Annotated in this window: 14 protein-coding genes; 12 read left to right on the top strand and 2 right to left on the bottom strand. The window is 73.9% G+C overall.

Features of this window, described 5'->3' with window-relative positions; translation table 11 throughout:
- Positions 1–47: 47 nt before the first annotated feature.
- A complete protein-coding gene (locus tag IH09_RS27975) occupies positions 48–938 on the bottom strand; it encodes a D-alanyl-D-alanine carboxypeptidase family protein (RefSeq protein ID WP_052860282.1) in 891 nt (296 codons plus the stop codon).
- Between the two features lie 917 nt (positions 939–1,855).
- Between IH09_RS27975 and IH09_RS27970 the strand changes: the two genes are divergently transcribed.
- The 11 genes from IH09_RS27970 to IH09_RS27925 are packed head-to-tail and all read left to right on the top strand — an operon-like array spanning position 1,856 to position 16,150.
- Positions 1,856–3,463: an ABC transporter substrate-binding protein gene (locus IH09_RS27970; RefSeq protein WP_052860281.1), complete on the top strand. Its 1,608-nt coding sequence runs from the start codon at positions 1,856–1,858 to the stop codon at positions 3,461–3,463.
- A complete protein-coding gene (locus IH09_RS27965) occupies positions 3,463–4,458 on the top strand; it encodes an ABC transporter permease (RefSeq protein ID WP_052860280.1) in 996 nt (331 codons plus the stop codon). Before IH09_RS27970 ends, IH09_RS27965 begins: the two co-directional genes overlap by 1 nt.
- 2 nt (positions 4,459–4,460) lie before the next feature.
- Positions 4,461–6,413, top strand: a complete 1,953-nt coding sequence (locus IH09_RS27960; protein ID WP_110952633.1) for a dipeptide/oligopeptide/nickel ABC transporter permease/ATP-binding protein — start codon at positions 4,461–4,463, stop codon at positions 6,411–6,413.
- Positions 6,410–7,198, top strand: a complete 789-nt coding sequence (locus IH09_RS27955) for an ABC transporter ATP-binding protein (protein WP_052860279.1) — start codon at positions 6,410–6,412, stop codon at positions 7,196–7,198. The genes IH09_RS27960 and IH09_RS27955 overlap by 4 nt, the downstream gene beginning before the upstream one ends.
- Complete coding sequence (locus IH09_RS40280) at positions 7,195–9,132, top strand: S9 family peptidase (RefSeq protein ID WP_205379477.1); 1,938 nt, start codon at positions 7,195–7,197, stop codon at positions 9,130–9,132. Before IH09_RS27955 ends, IH09_RS40280 begins: the two co-directional genes overlap by 4 nt.
- A 1-nt stretch (position 9,133) precedes the next feature.
- The gene (locus IH09_RS40275) at positions 9,134–10,543 is read left to right on the top strand and encodes a serine hydrolase domain-containing protein (RefSeq protein ID WP_205379476.1); all 1,410 of its coding nucleotides are present in this window, start codon (positions 9,134–9,136) and stop codon (positions 10,541–10,543) included.
- Position 10,544: 1 nt separating this feature from the next.
- Positions 10,545–11,690, top strand: a complete 1,146-nt coding sequence (locus IH09_RS27945; RefSeq protein ID WP_052860278.1) for a M20 family metallopeptidase — start codon at positions 10,545–10,547, stop codon at positions 11,688–11,690.
- Positions 11,687–12,544, top strand: coding sequence for a hypothetical protein (locus IH09_RS27940; protein ID WP_052860277.1), 858 nt, complete (start codon positions 11,687–11,689; stop codon positions 12,542–12,544). Before IH09_RS27945 ends, IH09_RS27940 begins: the two co-directional genes overlap by 4 nt.
- On the top strand, positions 12,541–13,647 hold the full coding sequence (gene menC / locus IH09_RS27935; RefSeq protein ID WP_052860276.1) for an o-succinylbenzoate synthase: 1,107 nt from the start codon (positions 12,541–12,543) through the stop codon (positions 13,645–13,647). The genes IH09_RS27940 and menC overlap by 4 nt, the downstream gene beginning before the upstream one ends.
- Positions 13,644–14,549 carry a serine hydrolase gene (locus IH09_RS27930; RefSeq protein ID WP_052860275.1) on the top strand — a complete coding sequence of 302 codons (906 nt, stop codon included), beginning with the start codon at positions 13,644–13,646 and terminating at the stop codon, positions 14,547–14,549. Before menC ends, IH09_RS27930 begins: the two co-directional genes overlap by 4 nt.
- A 2-nt stretch (positions 14,550–14,551) precedes the next feature.
- Positions 14,552–16,150, top strand: coding sequence for a PucR family transcriptional regulator (locus IH09_RS27925; RefSeq protein WP_052860274.1), 1,599 nt, complete (start codon positions 14,552–14,554; stop codon positions 16,148–16,150).
- A 130-nt stretch (positions 16,151–16,280) separates the two neighbouring features.
- Here IH09_RS27925 and IH09_RS27920 read toward each other — a convergent pair whose 3' ends face one another.
- A complete protein-coding gene (locus IH09_RS27920; protein ID WP_052860273.1) occupies positions 16,281–17,537 on the bottom strand; it encodes an MFS transporter in 1,257 nt (418 codons plus the stop codon).
- Between the two features lie 133 nt (positions 17,538–17,670).
- Here IH09_RS27920 and IH09_RS27915 point away from each other — a divergent pair, with 133 nt between their 5' ends.
- The gene (locus tag IH09_RS27915; RefSeq protein WP_052860272.1) at positions 17,671–18,639 is read left to right on the top strand and encodes a LysR family transcriptional regulator; all 969 of its coding nucleotides are present in this window, start codon (positions 17,671–17,673) and stop codon (positions 18,637–18,639) included.
- Positions 18,640–18,688: the final 49 nt, after the last annotated feature.

Here is an 18,688-nt window from a genome sequence, read left to right as displayed (position 1 = left end):
CCGCGACCGGACGGTCGTGAGCGGGCCCCTGTGGGTGGCGGATCCGGCTACTTCTTGAAGCCGTAGTCCATCAGCTTCTTCGCGTCCGCCGTGCGGTGGGCCACCGTGGAGGCGGTGAGGACGGTGCCGATGACGGTTTTGCCGTGCCGGGTGGCGGCGAAGACCAGGCAGTACTTGGCCTGCGGGCCGGAGCCGGTCTTGACGCCGATGGCGCCCGGGTAACTGCCCAGCAGTGTGTCGGTGTTGGTCCACGACATGTAGCGGTAGCCGCCGTTCTTCGTCGTGACCTTTTGCTTGGTCGACTTCGTCTTCACGACCGCACGGAACGTGGCGTACCGCATCGCGCTGCTGGCGAGCTTCGTCAGGTCACGCGGCGTCGAGTAGTTCGTGCCGTGGCCGATGCCGTCGAACGAGTCGAAGTGCGTGTTCTTCAGACCGAGGCTCTTGGCCGTGGAGTTCATCTTGCCGATGAACGACTTCACGCGCGCGGCGCGCGTGGACCCGGAGCCGAAGTGGTCGGCCAGCGCGTACGCGGCGTCGCAGCCGGACGGGAGCATCAGCCCGTACAGCAGCTGGCGGACGGTGACCTTGTCGCCGACGATCAGGCGGGCCGACGACGCGGTCTTCGAGACGATGTAGTCGCTGTACGCCTTCTGGATCGTGACCTTGGAATCGAGTTTGAGGTTCTTCTGCGCGAGCACCACCCGGGCCGTCATGATCTTGGTGGTGGAGCCGGTCGAACGACGGGTGTCCGCGGCCTTGGTGAAGAGGGCTTTCCCGGTGCCGTTGTTCATCACGAAGCCGCCCTTGGCTTCGATCGTAGGGGCCTTGAGCGTGGCGGCCTGCGCCGGAGCGGTGAACGCCCCCGCCGTCAGGACGGCTCCCGCGGTGACGACGACCGCGGACGCGCGGCGGATGCCCGTAATGCCGATTTTCAAGATGAAAGCTCCAAATACCCTTGCTGTGCGGGGACATGAGAGTGCGGAGACATGAGAGTGCCGCTTGCCCATGAGACACCTGAAACGGGTCCGCGGATGTACATCGGGGGGCGTATTTTCATCTGAACCGGTGAATGTGGCGGCTTGGCCGAACGGGTGCTCGGTGGGCCGGTCGGTCGGTGTCCGTGGCGACGACCGCCCCGGGTCGCGGCCCCGGGGTGAGGGCGCCGAGTTCCTCGCGCGGCGCGGGGGGTGAGGGTGAAGCGGGTGGTATGCCGGAACTGCCCCGTAATGCACCGGAGTTGCTCGATCGCTCGGGGCTGCCCTCGGGCGGTCCCGTGGCGGAGGGCTTGCGGTCCCGGCCATGCGAGGCGGGGCCGACCGAGGCAGGAAATCGAGGCCGGCTCGATCGAGGCAGTGGGCGCAGGCATCGCGACCGACGCGTGCTCCGAGACGCCAGACGGTGCACGTACCGTCACCACTCAGTCGCGCTGAGCGTCCGCCCCACGCGAGAAAAATGCGCAAAAAAATGGACAATAAGGTCTTTTCCTCGGGCGTGCTCGGGAGTAGCGTATGAAGCAGCCTGCGGGGCGAGCGAGGGAGCTCAATCGGAGCGGCGTGTTCGCACCAGGGGACAGCGGTTCCCTTGAGCACGAACGGAGATTGGGCTGAGAGGCCAGAAGGTCGGGGAGACCGGATGGCGACCTCCACCACCTGATACGGACAATGCCGTCGAAGGAAGCCCACCTCGCAGGTTTCGTGCTGTTCGGCAGTGAATCCGGACAACTGCCCTCGTCTTCGGTGCGGCGCACCGAGGACGGGGCAGTTTTTTGTGTGCCGCGACCAGTCGGGGCCGTTCCGCCGCTGCCTAGGGTTCCCTCACTCGGCGGCGGTGTGCCGCTCCCTCGGAGGTGACCATGCCCAGCACCCCAGGCACGGAGACGAGACGGTCGCGAGCCGGCACGGCACGGCCGGCGCTCGCCGCGGCCACGGCGCTCGGCCTGGTCGCCGCCGTGGCCGGCTGCGGCGGCGGGCAGGCGGCCGCCGGTGGCGCGGCGACGGTGGTCGTGGCCATCGCCACCGATCCGGGCACTCTCAGTCCCACCACGGCGCTGGCCAGTACCGCGCTGGCGATGAACGCCTTCGCCTACGACACGCTCGTGCACCTCGGCGCCGACGGTTCGCTGATTCCCGGGGTGGCCGAGAAATGGTCGAGCACGTCCCACAGCGCGCGGTTCACCCTCCGTTCCGGGGTGACCTGCCAGGACGGTTCGGCGCTCACCGCGACCGATGTGGCCGCCGAGTACAACCACATCGCCGATCCGCGCAACCAGTCGCCGATGCGCGGTATCTCCGTCCCCGTCACCGCGGTGGCGAAGGCCGACGAGGCGACCCGGACGGTCACCGTCACCACGACGAAGCCCGCGCCGTTCCTCGTGCAGATGACCCGGCTGCTGCCGCTGGTCTGCAAGGAGAGCCTGGCGAAACCGGCCGCGCTGGCCAAGGCCACTAACGGCAGCGGGCCCTACCGGCTGACCGAGGCGGTGCCGGGCGACCACTACACCTACGTCAAACGGGACGACTACTCCTGGGGCCCCGGGGGAGCCACCGCCGCGGACCTCCCCGGCAAACTGCTCTTCAAGGTCGTCGCCAACGAGTCCACCGCGGCCAATCTCCTGATGGCCGGGCAGATCAATCTGACCGCGGTCAACGGTGCCGACCGGGAGCGGCTGGACGCGGCCAGGGTGCCGAGCCGGAGTATCGAGATGCTCTTCGGGCAGTTCCTGTTCAACGAGGCCGCCGGCCGTCCCACCGCGGAGACGGCGGTACGCAAGGCGCTGGTCGCCGTACTGGATCTGCAGCAGCTCGGGAACGTCGCCATCGGCGGCCGCGGCAAGCCCGCCACCGGGATCGGCGAGACCGGCCCCACCCCCTGCACCGGCGACTCGGTGACCGGAAACCTCCCCGCCCATGACCCCGCACAGGCCGCGGCCGCCCTCACGGCCGCCGGCTGGGCGAAGCGCGACGGCACCTGGACCAAGGACGGCCGGCCGCTCACCGTCCGGCTCACCTACCCGACCGCGCAGGGGCCGCAGGTCGCCGCGGCGATCGAACTGGCCGTCCAGCGGTGGACCTCCTTCGGGGTGAGCGCCTCGGCCCGGCCCACGGACTCCGCCAGTACGGTCAGCACCCTCAGCGGCGGGGACTGGGAGGCGGCCTGGGCCCCCATCGCGGTCAACCTCCCCGACCAGCTCACCCAGTTCTACGACGGGCCGCCACCGCCGCGCGGCAACAACTTCGGCGCCGTCGACAACCCCGACTACCGCCGCCTCGCCGCACAGGCCGCGGCCCGGCCCGGCGCCTCGGGCTGCGCCCTGTGGAACGCCGCCGACGCCGCCCTGGTCAAACGGGCCGACGTGGTGCCGTTCGTCAACAGGCCGGCCCGGTACTACGGAAAGGGCGTCACCTTCCAGGTGGACGGCGGCGGTATCGTCCCCAGCTCGCTGCGGCGGAGCGCCGGCTGATGGCCGCTGCCGCTCCGCGCCCCCTGCGCCTGCTGCGGGCGGCGGTCCGCAGCCCCTGGTGCGGATTCGCGCTGCGCCGCACCTGGCGGCTGGTGGTGTCGCTGGCCGCGCTGGTCACGGCCGCGTTCGCGATGATCCACCTGATCCCCGGCGACCCCGTACGGGCGGCGCTCGGCACCACCGCCGATCCGGCTCTGGTCGCCGCCCGACGGCATGCGCTCGGCCTGGACCAGCCGCTGCTGCACCAGTACGGCGATTTCGTCGGCCATCTCCTCCAGGGCCGGCTCGGTGACTCCATCGGCGCCCAGATGCCGGTCTCCCAGATCATCGCGACCCGCCTGCCGGCGACCCTGGAGATCGCCGTCCCCGCCTTCTGGCTGATCCTGCTGCTCGCGATCCCGGTCGGGATGACGGCGGCCGTGCTGACCAAGGACGGCCGGCGCCGCCGCGGCGAGCTGGCGTTCACCACCGTCACCGGTGTGCTGGGCGCGGTGCCCGAGTTCCTGCTGGCGGTCGGCCTGGTCGCGGCGTTCGCCGTGGCGCTGCCCGTCTTCCCGGTGGCCTCGCAGAGCGGCCCGGCCTCCTACGTCCTGCCGGTGCTGGCCCTCACCGTCGTCCCGGCGGCGACCCTGTCGCGCATCGTCCGGGTGGAGACCCTGCGGGTGCTCGGCGAGGACTACATGCGCACCGCGCGGGCGAAGCGGCTGCCGGCCCGGCTGCGCTATCTGCGGCACGCGCTGCCCAATCTGCTGACCTCCTCGCTCACCCTCGGCGGTCTGCTGTTCAGCTCACTGCTGGCCGGCACGGTGCTGGTCGAGCACGTCTTCGCCTGGCCAGGACTCGGCACCACCATCGTGCAGGCCATCACCGAGAAGGACTATCCGCTGGTCCAGGGCGTGGTGCTGGTCTACGGGACGGCCGCGCTGCTGATCACCTTCGCCGTCGACGTGGCCGTGGCCGTCGCCGACCCCCAGTCCACCGTCCGCGGGAGTTGACGATGTCCCAGGAAACGCGGTCCCCGCAAGCGCGGCCCCGGGAAGCGGGCACCGCGCCACGGCACCGACGCGCGCACACGCTGCGGACCCCGGTCGGCGTCACCGCCCTGACCGGCTGCCTGCTGGTGGCGCTGGTCGCGGTGCTCGGACCGGTCCTGCTCGGCACCCGGGCCGCCCGGATCGACACCGACGCGATCAACCAGGCGAGCAGCGCCGCCCATCTGCTCGGCACCGACAACCTCGGCCGCGACATCGCCGCCCGGGTGGTGGTGGCGACCCGGCTGACACTGGAACTCACCCTGCTGGCCACCGCGATCGGGACCGTCGGCGGTCTGTTGCTCGGCGTCGCACCGGCGGTGCTGGGCCGCCGCGCCGGCCGGCTGATCACCGCGACGGTCGGGGTGCTGGTGGCGTTCCCCGGGCTGCTGTTCCTGCTCTTCCTCGCCACGGTCTTCGGCGTGGGGAGCACCGGCGCGGTCTGGGCCGTCGGGCTGGCGATGGTCCCGCCGACGGCGCGGCTGGTGCAGAACCTGACGGCGTCGGTCGCCGGCGCCGACTACGTCGCGGCGGCGCGGATCCTCGGCGTCGGCCGGTGCCGGCTGGTGGTCCGGCATCTGCTGCCCAACATCGCCGAACCGTCGGTGCTGTACGCCACCCAGGCGGCCGGCGGCATTCTGGTCGCCTTCTCGGGGCTCTCGTTCCTGGGACTCGGCGTGCAGCCACCGCAGTACGACTGGGGGCGGCTGCTCAACGAGCAGCTGAACCGGATCTATGTGAACCCGGTCGCGGCACTCGCACCCGGCCTGGCCGTGGTGCTGACGGGGCTGATGTTCGGCCTGGTCGGCGAGGCACTCGCACAGGCCGGCGGCCGGCGGGCGCCCCGGCCGCGGCCGGCGGCGCCGCGACGAGCGGTGACCCCCGCCCGGGAAGCCGCCGCGGACACCGTCCCGGACGCCGCCGACGGGTCCCTGGTCCAGGTCCGCGATCTGCGGGTGACCTTCCCCGGCGGCCGGCACGCAGTCCGCGGGATCTCGCTGGGCATCGGCGCGGGCGAGGCCGTCGGCCTGGTCGGCGAGTCCGGCTCCGGGAAGAGCCTGAGCGCGCTGGCGCTGGCGGATCTCGTCCCCCACCCGGGCCGCACCGGCGCCCGCACCCTCCGCTTCGACGGGCACGATCTGCGGGCGGACCCGCGGCTGGGCACCTCCCTGGCCATGGTCTTCCAGGACCCGATGGCCGCGCTGAACCCGGCCCTGCGGGTGGGCCGCCAGCTCGCCGAGGTGGCCGAGGTCCACCTGGGCGCGACCCGCGCACAGGCCGCGGCGCGCGCCGCCGACCGGCTCGGCGCCGTCCGCATTCCCGCGCCCGAACGCCGGGCCCGGCAGCGGCCGCACGAGTACTCCGGCGGGATGCGGCAGCGAGCCGTCATCGCGATGGGGCTGATGGGGCAGCCGAAACTGATCATCGCCGACGAGCCGACCACGGCACTCGACGTGGCGGTGCAGCAGCAGGTGCTCGACCTGCTCGCCGAGGTCCGTGCCGACTCCGGCGCGGCGCTGCTGCTGATCTCCCACGACCTCGCCGTCGTCGCCCAGGTCTGCGAGCGGGTCCTGGTGATGTACGCGGGGCTGATCGTCGAGGACCTCCCGGTCACGGAACTGGCCCGCGGCGCGGCCCATCCGTACACCCGGGCGCTGGTGGGCGCGGTCCCGACGATGACCACGGACCCCGGCACGCCCCTCGCGACCATCCCGGGCCGCCCGCCGGAACCGGGCGAGGACGGCGGCGGCTGCTCCTTCGCACCGCGCTGCGACCGGGCCCGCGAACGCTGCCACGCCGCCGCCCCCGAACTGGCCGGCTTCGGCACCGGCCGCCGGGTCGCCTGCTGGTACCCGGTGGGCACCACGGCGGGCGCGTCCGCCGTCACCACGTCACCGGAAGGGGAGACGGCGTCATGAGCTCACTGGAACTGCGCGGAATCACCGTGCGCTACGGCCGGTTCACCGCCGTCCAGGACGTCGATCTGCTGGTGCCGGAGGGCACGGTGACCGGTCTGGTGGGCGGGTCGGGCTCCGGCAAGTCGACCCTCGGCAAGGCCGTCGTCGGGCTGGCCCCGCGGACCGCCGGCCGCGTACTGGTGGCCGGCCGCGAGACGGACCGGCGGCGCGGCCGAGGCCCCGTACAGCTGGTGTTCCAGAACCCGTACGCCTCGCTCGACCCCCGTATGGGCATCGGCGCAGCGGTCGCCGAGGCGCTGCCCGGACCGGCGGCGCCCCGATCCCGGCCGTTCCGCGGCACCCCCGCCCGCGCCCGGCGCGCGGCCCGGGACGCGGAGGTGGCGCGCTACCTGGAACTGGTCGGGATCGACCCCTCGCGGGCGGCGCTGACCCCGGACGCGCTCTCCGGCGGCCAGCGGCAGCGGGTGGCCCTGGCGCGGGCCCTGGCCGCCCGGCCCGCCGTGCTGATCGCCGACGAGATCACCTCGGCGCTGGACGTCTCCGTCCAGGGCGCGGTGCTCAACCTGCTCCGCCGGCTCCAGCGCGAACTGGGCTTCGCGATGCTCTTCATCTCCCACAACCTCGCGGTCGTCCGCTATCTGTCCGACCAGGTCGCCGTGCTGGACGGCGGCCGCCTCGTCGAATGCGGCCCCACCGACCGGGTGCTGCGGCGGCCGGCCCACCCCACGACCCGGACCCTGCTCTCCTGCGTACCCACCCTTGCCCCGACCGAGGACGCTTCATGACCAGACCGCTGACGATCGACGACATCCACCGGTTCGAGATACCCGGCGATCCCGCGCTCTCCCCCGACGGCACCCGCATCGCCTACACCCTGACCACCCAGGACGCCGCGCACGACCGCCCGGCCGGCGCGATCTGGGAGGTACCCGGGGACGGCGGCCCGGCCCGGCGGCTCACCCACGGGCCCGACGACGCCGCGCCGCGCTGGTCCCCGGACGGCACCCGGCTGGCGTTCCTGCGCGCGGGCCAGCTGTATCTGCTGCCCGCCGGGGCGGGCGAGCCCGTGGCACTGACCACGTCCGACCGGTGTCCGGCCGGGGCGGGGGTGCCGGTGTGGAGTCCGGACGGTTCACGGATCGCGTTCTCGGCCCCCGCGTCCCGGCGCCCCGGGACGGAACCGGTGGTCATCGACACGCTCGGCTGGAAGGCGGACGGCACCGGCCTGCTCGGTCCGGTGCGTAACCAACTGTTCGTGGTGGAGCCGGCGTCGGGCGAGATCCGGCAGCTCACGTCGGGCGGGCACCACGCCGGCCAGCCCGCCTGGTCGCCCGACGGCGCCGCACTCGCCTACCCCTCCGCAGTAGGCGACGACGCGGACCTGACCGGGGCCTCGGCCGCGTATGTCGTCGCCGTCGCGGCCGACGAGCCCGCGCCCCGCCGGATCGGCCCGGCCACCGGACGGACCGGCGCGGTGGTCTGGTTCCCCGACGGGACCGCGCTGCTGACCGTCGGCCGGACGACGACCGGTATCGGCCACTTCGAGCTGCTGCGCCAGCCGCTCGACGGATCCGCGCCGGAACCGCTCAGCGCCGCCCTGGACCGCAACGTCATGCCCGGCGGCCCCGGCTACCCGGGCGCGCTGCCGCAGTTCCACGGCGATGACATCGTGTTCTGCGCCCGCGACCGGGGCGCCACCCGCCTCTACCGGCGGACCGCCGCCGGGATCACCGAACTCCCGCTGCCCGCCGGCACCGCCGTCGGCGGCTGCTCGGTCGCGACCGCGGCCGGCCGGGCCGCGCTGCTGGTCTCGGACGCGGCGAGCTTCGGCGAGATCGCCCTGCTCGGCCTCGACGCCGGCATCCCCGGACCGCCGCCCGAGCGGCTGACCGCGCATATGGCGCGGTCGCTGCCCGATGTCGCCCTCCACCCGGTCACCGAGCGGGAGTTCACCATCGCGGACGGCACGGTGGTGCACGCCCTGATCGTCCGCGATCCGCAGGCGCCCGCGGGCGGACCTCTGCTGGTGGATGTACACGGCGGCCCGCACAACGCCTGGGCACCGCAGGCCGATCCGGTCCACCTCTACCACCAGGAGCTGGCCTCCCGGGGCTGGACGATCCTGCTGCCCAACGTCCGCGGCAGCGACGGCTACGGCGAGTCCTTCTACACCGCTGCCGTCGGCGCCTGGGGCGAGGCGGACGAGCGGGACGTCCTCGATCCGGTCGCCACCCTGGTCGCCGAGGGGCTGGTGGACCCGGCGCGGATCGCCCTCACCGGCTACAGCTACGGCGGGTACCTCACCTGCTGGCTCACCGCCCGCAGCGAGGTCTTCGCCGCCGCCGTGCCCGGCGGGGTGGTCACCGACCTGACCAGCATGGCCGGGACCTCCGACGAGGGACAGGCACTCACCGTCCACGAGATCGGCACCCCGGAACGGCTGACGGAACTCTCCCCGCTCCACCACGCGGACGCGGTGCGCGCACCCACGCTCATCCTGCACGGCACCGCGGACGACACCTGCCCGGCCGGCCAGGCCGAGCAGTGGTTCCACGCGCTGCGCTCCCGGGACGTACCGGCCCGCCTGGTGCTCTACCCGGGCGGCTCACACCTGTTCATCCTCAACGGCCGGCCCTCGCACCGGGCGGACTACGCCCGACGCCTCATCGACTGGGTCACCGCACACACCACCACCCGGACTCCACTGAAGGGGAACTGACATGACCGACAGCACCATCAGCGCTGACAACACCGGCAGCGCCGACAGCACCGCCGCCACCGAGCACTGGGCCGCCCGCCTCGCCGAACTGAGCGCCCGCCACTCCGTCCCCGGCGCGAACCTGGGCATCCTGCACCGCGGCCGGCTGATCGTCGAGACCGCCACCGGCTGGGCCAACTCCGGCGCCGGCATCGAGGCGACCACCGAGACCCTCTTCCAGATCGGCTCCATCTCCAAGGTGTGGACCACCACGGTGGCCATGACCCTGGTCGACGAGGGCCTGCTCGACCTGGACGCGCCGATCGTCTCCGTCCTGCCCGAACTGCGCCTCGCGGACGAGTCGTTGACCCAGGGCGTGACACTCCGCCACCTCCTGACCCACACCAGCGGCATCGACGGCGACATCTTCACCGACACCGGCCGCGGCGACGACTGCCTGGAGAAGTTCACCGCCCTGCTGGCCGACGTCGCCCCCAACCACCCGGTGGACGCGACCATGTCGTACTGCAACGCGGGCTTCACCCTGCTGGGCCGGGTACTGGAGTACGTCACCGGCGTCCAGTGGGACGAGCTGATGCGCGAGCGCCTGTTCCGGCCGCTGGGGCTCACCCACACCGTGACCCTGCCGGAGGAGGCGCTCCGCTTCCGCGCCGCCCTCGGACACCTGGGCGAGCCGCCGGCCCCGTCGCCGCAGTGGGGCCTGATGCGCTCCGCCGGACCGGCCGGACTGATCTCCTCGATCCCGCGCGACGTCCTCGCCTTCGCCCGGCTCCATCTGCGCGGCGGCACCACCGAGGAGGGCACCGCGCTCCTCTCGGACAAGAGCGTCACCGCCATGCAGACCCGGCAGGTGGCGCTCCCCGACCCGTACCTGCTGGGCGACCACTGGGGCCTGGGCTGGATGCTCGACACCTGGGACGGCCACCCGGTGTACGGCCACGACGGCGGCACCATCGGCCAGTCGGCGTTCCTGCGTGTGCTGCCCGACGCCGACCTCGCGATCTGCCTGCTCACCAACGGCGGCGACACCATGGGCCTGTACCGGGCGCTGTTCGGCGAGATCGCCCAGGAACTGGCCGGTGTGACGATGCGCCCCGGGATCGAGCCCGCGACGGACCCGGCACCGGCGGACCACGACGGGTACCTCGGCGTGTACGAGCGGCGCAGCGTGCGGATGGAGGTCGTGACGCGCGACGGCGGACTGGCGCTGCGCCAGCGGAACACCGGACCGCTGGCGGCGGCACTGGACGCCGACGCCGAGGCGGAGTTCGCGATGCACCCGGTCGAGCCGGGCGTGTTCGCGGTCCGGCGCCCGGGATCAGCGGTGTGGCTCCCGACCGTCTTCTACACGCTCGCCGACGGCACGCCCTATCTGCACTTCGGCGGCCGCGCCACCCCGAAGGTGGGCTGACGTGCCCGGATTCGCCACCGCGTCGGCGGCCGGGCTGCCCCGCCTGATCGCCGACATCGGGGACCTGGTCCGCGCGGAGTCGCCCAGCGCCGATCCGGCGGCCGTCGCCGCCTGCGCGCGGGTCGCCGCCGGGATCGGCACCCGGCTGACCGGTACGGCGCCCGAGTGGCTCGACAGCTCGGGACGGCCGCAGCTGCGCTGGCGCTTCGGCGCCGGCGACCGGGTGCTGCTGCTCGGCCACTTCGACACGGTCTGGCCGGTGGGCTCACTGGCCACCCACCCCTTCGAGGTGGCCGGGGGCCGGCTCACCGGACCCGGCTGCTTCGACATGAAGGCCGGGGTGGCGCAGCTGTTCCACGCCCTGTCCCTGCTGGACGACCTGAGCGGGGTCTCGGTCCTGCTCACCGGTGACGAGGAGATCGGCGCGCCCGCCTCGCGCGGCCTGATCGAGGCCGAGGCCCGCCGCACACAGGCGGTCCTGGTCCTGGAGGCGAGCGAGGGCGGCGCGCTGAAGACCGCCCGCAAGGGCGTCTCCGGCTACGAGCTGGAGATCACCGGGCGGGCCGCGCACGCCGGACTCGAACCCGAGCGCGGCGTCAACACCACCACCGAGCTGGCCCACCAGGTGCTCGCCCTGTCCGCCCTCGCCGACCCGGCGGCCGGCACCACGGTGACCCCGACCGTGGCCGCCTCCGGCACCACCCGCAACACGGTGCCCGACACGGCGCGGCTGCAGGTCGACGTCCGGGTGGCGACCGCCGCGGAACAGGCCCGGGTGGACGGCGCCGTACGCGCTCTCGCACCCGTGCTCGCGGGCGCCTCGGTCGAACTCTCCGGCGGCCCGGACCGGCCGCCGCTGCCGGCGAGCGCCTCGGCGGAGCTGTTCCGGCGCGCCCGCGGCCACTACGCCGAGCTGGGCTTCGGGACCCTGCGCGGGGTGGCGGTCGGCGGCGGCTCCGACGGCAACCTCACCGCCGGTGTGGGCACGCCCACGCTGGACGGGCTCGGCGCGGTGGGCGGCGGGGCGCACGCCGACGACGAACACGTCATCGTCTCCGAACTGCCGCGCCGTACCGCCCTGGTGGCCGCGCTGGTCGCCTCGCTGACCGGTGCACCGCCGACCGGACCGGACCGGGGGCGCGGGTGAACGCTCCGGAGACCGCCGACGCGGCCGCCGCCCTGGCGGAGCTGACCGCGCGCGAGGCGGGGGTGACCATCTCCGAGCTGCACGAGCTGGACGAGATGCACGACGCCTGCCGGCTGCTGGACCGGGTCTGGCGGCCCGACCCCGGCAACCCGCTGATCACCCCGGAGCTGCTGCGGGTCTTCGCGCACTCCGGCAGCTATGTCGTCGGCGTCCGCCACGGCGGCCGGCTGGCCGGCGCCTGCCTGGGCTTCCTGGCCACCGCCGGGCTGCACTCGCATATCGCCGGGGTGGTCGACGACGTCCGCGGCCGCAATGTCGGCTACGCCGTCAAACTGCACCAGCGGGCCTGGGCGCTGGCCCGCGGCATCACCACGGTGACCTGGACCTTCGACCCACTGGTCAGCCGCAACGCCTATTTCAACCTGGCCAAACTGGGCGCGGTGCCCAGCGAGTACCTGGCCGACTTCTACGGCGCGATGCGCGACGAGGTCAACGCCGGCACCGAGACCGACCGGCTGCTGGTCCGCTGGGAGCTGACCGCCGCGCCCCCCGACCGCTCCGCCGCGCCCCCGCCGGACCGCGGCCCCGACCCGGCGGCCGCGCACACCGTGATCGGCCTGGACGCCGGGCCCGACGGCCGGCCCACCGCCGGGCGGCTGGACGGCGACACCGTCCTCGTCCGGATCCCGCCGGACATCGAGGCGCTGCGCCGCACCGACCCGTCCCTCGCCCGCGCGTGGCGCCACGCGCTGCGCGAGGTGCTCGGCGGTCTGATGGCCGACGGGCGCACCGTCACCGGCTTCACCCGGGACGGCTGGTACGTGACCGAACAACCTCAGGAGAACCCCGCATGAAACTCGCCGGTGTGGAACTGCGCCGGATCGCGATGCCCCTGGTGGCACCGTTCCGGACGTCCTTCGCCACCCTGACCGACCGAGAGGTCCTGCTGCTCAGGGTCGAGACCGAACACCACGAGGGCTACGGCGAATGCGTCACCATGGCCGATCCGCTGTACTCCTCGGAGTACACCGCGGCGGCCGTCGATGTCCTGCGCAGCCATCTGATCCCCGCGCTCACCGCGCTGCCCTCGCTGGACCCCTGGGCGGTCGCCCCGGCACTGGCCGCGTTCAAGGGCCACAGGATGGCCAAGGCCGCGCTGGAGACCGCCGTGCTCGACGCCTGGCTGCGCGCCCACGACCTGTCGCTGGGCCAGTGGCTGGGCGCGACCGCGGAGCGGGTACCGGCCGGGGTGTCGGTGGGCATCATGGACTCGGTCCCCGCCCTCCTCGACGCGGTCGAGGGCTATCTGTCCGAGGGCTACTTGCGGATCAAGCTGAAGATCGAGCCCGGCTGGGACGTGGCGCCCGTCCGCGCCGTCCGCGAGCGCTTCGGCGACGATCTGCTCCTCCAGGTGGACGCCAACACCGCCTACACCCTGGCCGACGCCCCCCAGCTGGCCCGGCTCGACCCGTACGACCTGCTGCTGATCGAACAGCCCCTGGACGAGGAGGACATCCGGGGCCACGCGGCACTGGCCGCCCGGGTGCGCACCCCGATCTGCCTGGACGAGTCCATCGTCTCGGCCCGCTCGGCCGCCGACGCGATCGCCCTGGGCGCCTGCTCGGTCGTCAACATCAAACCGGGCCGGGTCGGCGGCTATCTGGAGGCCCGGCGGATCCACGACGTGTGCGCCGCGCACGGCGTCCCGGTCTGGTGCGGCGGGATGCTGGAGACCGGGCTCGGCCGGGCCGCCAATGTCGCGCTCGCCGCGCTGCCGGGCTTCACGCTGCCCGGCGACACCTCCGCCTCCGGCCGCTACTACCGGACCGACATCACCGAGCCCTTCGTGCTGGCGGACGGCCATCTCGACGTCCCGCGCGGGCCGGGGCTCGGGCTCACCCCGGTCCCCGAACGGCTCGCCGCCGTGACCACCTCGACCGAATGGATCAGCTCATGACCCAGGCCGCCACCGCCGAAGCCCGGATCCAGGAGGCGTTCGACGCCGCCGGCGTACGGGGGTACTTCTTCGCCCGCGAGATCGACGGCGACCGCACGCTCGGCGTCGCCGCGGACGAACCGGTCTGCCTCGCCTCCGTGTTCAAGATCCCCGTCGCCCTCGCCTACGCCCGCGAGGCCGCCGCCGGACGGCTGGTGCGGACCGAGCGCCTCGCGGTGGACCCGCGCTACCGCGACGGCGGCATCGGCACCGCGGGCTGCGCCGACCCGGTCGAGATGAGCCTGCGCGACCTGGTCCACATGATGCTGACGATGAGCGACAACGCCGCCACCGACGTGGTGCTGGAGCGGGTCGGACTCGACACGGTCAACGGGCTCCTGCGCGAACTGGGCCGGGACCGCACCCACTTGGTCGGCGGCTGCCTGGAGCTGACCGGTTCGCTCTTCGCCGAGCTCGGCGCGGCCACCGAGATCGAGGCGCACGCGAAGCTGGCCGAACTGTTCCGGCGGGCGGAGGCGTTCCCCGAACTGACGGTGTGCGTCCCGGAGCGCACCACGCGCGGGACGGCCCGCGACATCGCCGAACTGCTCGCCCAGATCTGGCGCGACGAGGCCGGCCCCGCCGAGGCGTGCGCCGAGGTCCGCGAGGTGATGTCCCATCAGATCTGGCCGCACCGGATGGGTTCCGGCTTCGACGACGGCTACCGCCTGGCCGGCAAGACCGGGACGCTGCCGGGCTGGCGCAACGAGGCGGGCGTGGTCGAGCACACCGACGGTGGACGCTGGGCGGTGTCCGTCTTCACCTGGTCCCGCACCCCCGACTTCCGCAACCCCGCGGCGGACCGGGTGATCGGCACGGTCGCACGACTGGCGGTGGACGAGCTGCGATCAACTACCGTGTGATCATGAGCGACCAGCCGCGGGCCGTGCTCGGCCGGATCCTCTCGGACCTGGGAACGACGCTGATCGAGGTGGTGGCCGGGGAAGCAGACCCGGCCCGCGCCATCAGCGGCGTACTGATCCAGGACCCGCTGGACGAACCGGCCCGGCTGCCCGGCGCGGTGGTCCTCGGCGTCGGGGTCTACGGCGCCGAGCCGGTCGCCGCGCTCGTCGAACGGGCCGCCGGACTCGGCGCCGCCGCCGTGGTGGTCCGCTCCCCGGTCCCGGTGGACGGACCGGTCGCGCGGGCCGCCGAGCGCACCGGCCTCACCGTGCTCGGCCTGACCCGCGGCGCGTCCTGGGCACAGGTCGCCGCGCTGCTGCGGTCGCTGCTCGCGGTCGACGAACTGGGGACGGTGGGCGGCGTCGGGGAGGCCGGCGGCGGCGAGCCGCTGGCCGGCGACCTGTTCGCGCTGGCCAACGCGACGGCCGGACTGCTGGGCGGCCCGGTCACCGTGGAGGACCGCAGCGGCCGGGTACTGGCCTTCTCCAACTGGCAGGAAGAGGGCGACGACGACCGGATCGCGACCATCCTGGACCGCCAGGTGTCCGCCGAGAAGCTGCGCCTGCTGGAGGTCCGCGGCGCCTTCCACGCCCTCTACCGCAGCGAGGGCCCCGTCTACCTGGACGGCCTCTCCGCCAAGCCCCGGGTCGCCATCGCCGTCCGCGCGGGCGGCGAGATACTCGGCTCGATCTGGGTCGTGGTCGACGGCCCGCTGAGCGAGGACCGCACCCAGGCCCTGCACGAGGCCGCGAAGGTCGCCGCCCTGCACCTGCTGCGGCAGCGCACGGGCCTGGACGCCGAACGCCGGCTGCGCGCGGACCTGCTCGCCACGGTCCTGGAGGGCGGTGCGCACGCCCCCCAGGCCGCCGTCCGGCTGGGCCTGTCGGCACAGCCCGCCTGCGTCCTGGCCCTCGCGGTGACGGGCGAACCGTCCGCCCCCGACCGGGTGGCCGCCGGCCACCGCGTCGCCGAGGCGCTGTCCCTGCACCTGTCCGCGATCCACCCCCGCACGGCCGCGGCCGCACTGGGCGGCGCCACCTACGCGGTGCTGCCCACGAGTTCGGACGAGCAGGCGCTGCGGGTGGCCGAAGCCTTCCTCGGCCGCATCGGCAGCCGCGTCCCCGCCGTCATCGGCATCGGCCGGCTCGCGGCCCGCCCCGGTGAACTGCGCCGCTCCCGCGCCGACGCCGACCGGGCGCTGCGGGTGCTCGGCTCCGGCCGCTCCCCGCGCCGGGCCGCGCGGCTCTCGGACGTCTACGCCGCCTCGCTGCTGGAGGAACTCACCGACCGGATGGCCGCCGAGGACGACCTCCCCGACGGCCCGGTCGTCCGGCTGCGCGCCTACGACGCCCAGCACCACACCGCCCTCACCGAGACCCTCGCCGCCTGGCTGAGCACCTTCGGCGACGTGATCGCCGCCTCCGCCGCCGTACACGTCCACCCCAACACCTTCCGCTACCGCCTCAAGCGCCTGGCCGTGGTGGCCGGCCTCGACCTCAACGACCCGGAGGCCCGGTTCGAGGCGATGCTGCAACTGCGGTTGCGGGCACCGGGGGCCTGAGTCCGGGATGCGGCGCGGGGGCGGGCGATCCGCGGGGCGCCGGACTCTCCGGTCCCGCCGGGAGGCGGGCTATCAGCGCACGGGCCGCCGACGACGGGGGCGCCCGCCCCGGAACTGCCCCCCGATCCCGCTACGGCTCCACCGGTACCGGCGGTTGGGGCTCCCGTTCGGGCTGCGGCGTCCGGTCGTGCCGGGGGAGCAGGAACGGGGTGGCCAGCATGAGGAGACCGGCGATCGCGATCGCGGGGCGGGCGCCGGTGAGGCCGGCCAGCAGGCCCCACAGCGCGGTCAGCGCGGCGATGGTGGCCTTGCTGGTGACCGACCACGCGGACAGGGTGCGGGCGACCCGGTCCGCCGGGGTCCGGTCGAGCCGGTAGGCGGACAGCACCGGGTTGAAGACTCCGCAGCAGGTGATCAGCCCGAGTTCGACGGCCATGACGAGTACGAGCCCGGCGGTGCCGGGGCCGACGAAGGCCAGCCCGAGCACCCAGCACGCCCGCAGCGCCCCGGCGGTGACCAGGACCCGGTGCCGCCCGAACCGGGCGACGAGCCGGGGGGCCAGGCGGGAGCCGATCAGGCCGCCCACGCAGGGCACGGCGAAGGCGATCATGTACTGCCAGGGCGCGAACCCGAGGCGGTCGAGCATCAGGACGGCGAGCACCGGCGAGGCCGCCATGATCAGGCCGTTGACCAGGATCGTGTTGGCGAACAGCGGCCGCAGCGCGGAGTCGGCCAGGATGTACCGCCACCCGTCGAGCAGATCGCCGGCCCGCAGCCGTGGCGGTGCTTCGGCAGGCGTGGGGCGCGGCTCCCGCCCGCCGATCGCGCGGATCCCCACCGCCGAGAGCAGGAAGCTCACCGCGTTGGCCAGCACCGTCAGCACCGGGCCGAACAGCCCGATCGCGGCCCCGCCGAGCGGGGGTCCGAGCATGGTGGCGGTCCAGGCCGTGGACTCGAACCGCCCGTTCGCGACGAGCAGGTCCGCCGGCCTCACCAGCGTCTTCAGATAGGCGCCGCTGGCCGCCGTGAAGGCGATGTCGGCCGCCCCGACGACGACCGACACGACCAGGAGCTGGGCGAAGCTGAGCCGGCCGAGCGCGAACGCCGCGGGGACGCTCAGCAGCGCCGCGCACCGGACCAGGTCCATCGTGACCATCACCGGCCGCTTGCGGCGGAACTCCATCCACGGGCCGAGCGGCACCGCCACCACCGCGCCGACCGCCAGCCCCGCGGCCGCCAGCCCCGACACCGCGGCCGTCCCGGCGTGCAGCACGAGGATCGCGATCAAGGGGAACGCGTCGAACGCGAGCCACGTGCCGAGGGCGCTGACCGCGTACGCCGCCCAGAGCCATCTGAACTGCCGCCCCAGCGACCTCCTGCCCACCATGTCCGGTGTCCCCTCCCCGTCCGCGCCACCGCACGGTGACCTGCGACATCAAAACGAGCGGCGGGGTCCGGAATCAAACAACCGCCCGGCCGCCGAGCCACAACCCGTCGTTGTGCACCTAGAATCTGCCGCCGTGGATCTCGATGCCGTACGCACCTTCGTCGCCGTCGCGGAAGCGGGCCAGTTCAAGGAAGCCGCCGCCGATCTGGCGATCACCCAGCAGGCCGTCTCCAAACGCGTCGCCGCGCTGGAGAAGAACCTCGGGGTACGGCTGTTCACCCGCACCGCGCGCGGCGCCCGGCTCACCATCGACGGGCGGGCGTTTCTGCCGCACGCCCGCGATCTCCTCCGGGCCGCGGAGCGGGCGGCCGCCTCCGTACGCCCCGGCCGCCGCGCACTGCGCGTCGATGTGATCAACCCGCGGATCGCCCCGGCCCACCTGCTGCGCGACTTCCACCGCGCGCACCCCGGGGCCGAACTCGACGTCGTGACCCTCTTCGACGCCGACACGGCGATCGAGGCCGTCCGGTCCGGCGCGATCGACGCGTCCTTCCGCGCCGTCATCAGGTCCCCGCAGCAGCTCCCCGACGGCATCGAAACGGCCCGGGTCCTCGACGAACCCCACGAGCTCCTCACCGGACCGGCCCACGAATTCGCCACCGCCCGCACGATCACCCCCGACCGGCTCGCCGGGCACCGGATCTGGATCCCCGGCATGGTCACCGGAACCGAGTGGGCCGCCTACTACACCGAACTCGCCGCCGCGTTCGGGCTCACCATCGACGCGATCGGCCCCAACTTCGGCACCGAGGCCCTGCTCGACGCGCTCGCCGACTCCCCGGCGCTGGCGACCCTCGTCGGTGAAGGGACCCGGCTCCTGTGGCCCGCCGAGTACGACCTGCGGCGCATCCCCGTGCACCACCCGACACCGGTCTACCCGCACTCCCTGATCTGGCGCGCCGACAACCCGCACCCCGCGCTCACCGCACTCCGCGACCACCTCGGCTCCACACCGCGCGGCCCCCGCGACACCGAGACCTGGACACCGGCCTGGGCGCAACGCCCGCCGGTGACGCGTCCACCCGGCGGCGCGACGCCCTGAGCCCGGCAGCCCGTCGAGCCCGGCAGCCTCCCCGCGGCCCGGTCGTCGC

The sequence above is a fragment of the Streptomyces celluloflavus genome (assembly GCA_000720995.1).
Taxonomy (GTDB): Bacteria; Actinomycetota; Actinomycetes; order Streptomycetales; family Streptomycetaceae; genus Streptomyces; species Streptomyces celluloflavus.
This window is presented reverse-complemented; position numbering and strand designations above follow the sequence as displayed.

Bases quoted from the DNA above. Each gene is read 5' to 3' on its own strand.
- IH09_RS27970 (WP_052860281.1), top strand. From the start codon at position 1,856: ATGCCCAGCACCCCAGGCACGGAGACGAGACGGTCGCGAGCCGGCACG.
- IH09_RS27965 (WP_052860280.1), top strand. From the start codon at position 3,463: ATGGCCGCTGCCGCTCCGCGCCCCCTGCGCCTGCTGCGGGCGGCGGTC.
- IH09_RS27960 (WP_110952633.1), top strand. From the start codon at position 4,461: ATGTCCCAGGAAACGCGGTCCCCGCAAGCGCGGCCCCGGGAAGCGGGC.
- IH09_RS27955 (WP_052860279.1), top strand. From the start codon at position 6,410: ATGAGCTCACTGGAACTGCGCGGAATCACCGTGCGCTACGGCCGGTTC.
- IH09_RS40280 (WP_205379477.1), top strand. From the start codon at position 7,195: ATGACCAGACCGCTGACGATCGACGACATCCACCGGTTCGAGATACCC.
- IH09_RS40275 (WP_205379476.1), top strand. From the start codon at position 9,134: ATGACCGACAGCACCATCAGCGCTGACAACACCGGCAGCGCCGACAGC.
- menC (WP_052860276.1), top strand. From the start codon at position 12,541: ATGAAACTCGCCGGTGTGGAACTGCGCCGGATCGCGATGCCCCTGGTG.
- IH09_RS27930 (WP_052860275.1), top strand. From the start codon at position 13,644: ATGACCCAGGCCGCCACCGCCGAAGCCCGGATCCAGGAGGCGTTCGAC.
- IH09_RS27925 (WP_052860274.1), top strand. From the start codon at position 14,552: ATGAGCGACCAGCCGCGGGCCGTGCTCGGCCGGATCCTCTCGGACCTG.
- IH09_RS27920 (WP_052860273.1), bottom strand. From the start codon at position 17,537: ATGGTGGGCAGGAGGTCGCTGGGGCGGCAGTTCAGATGGCTCTGGGCG.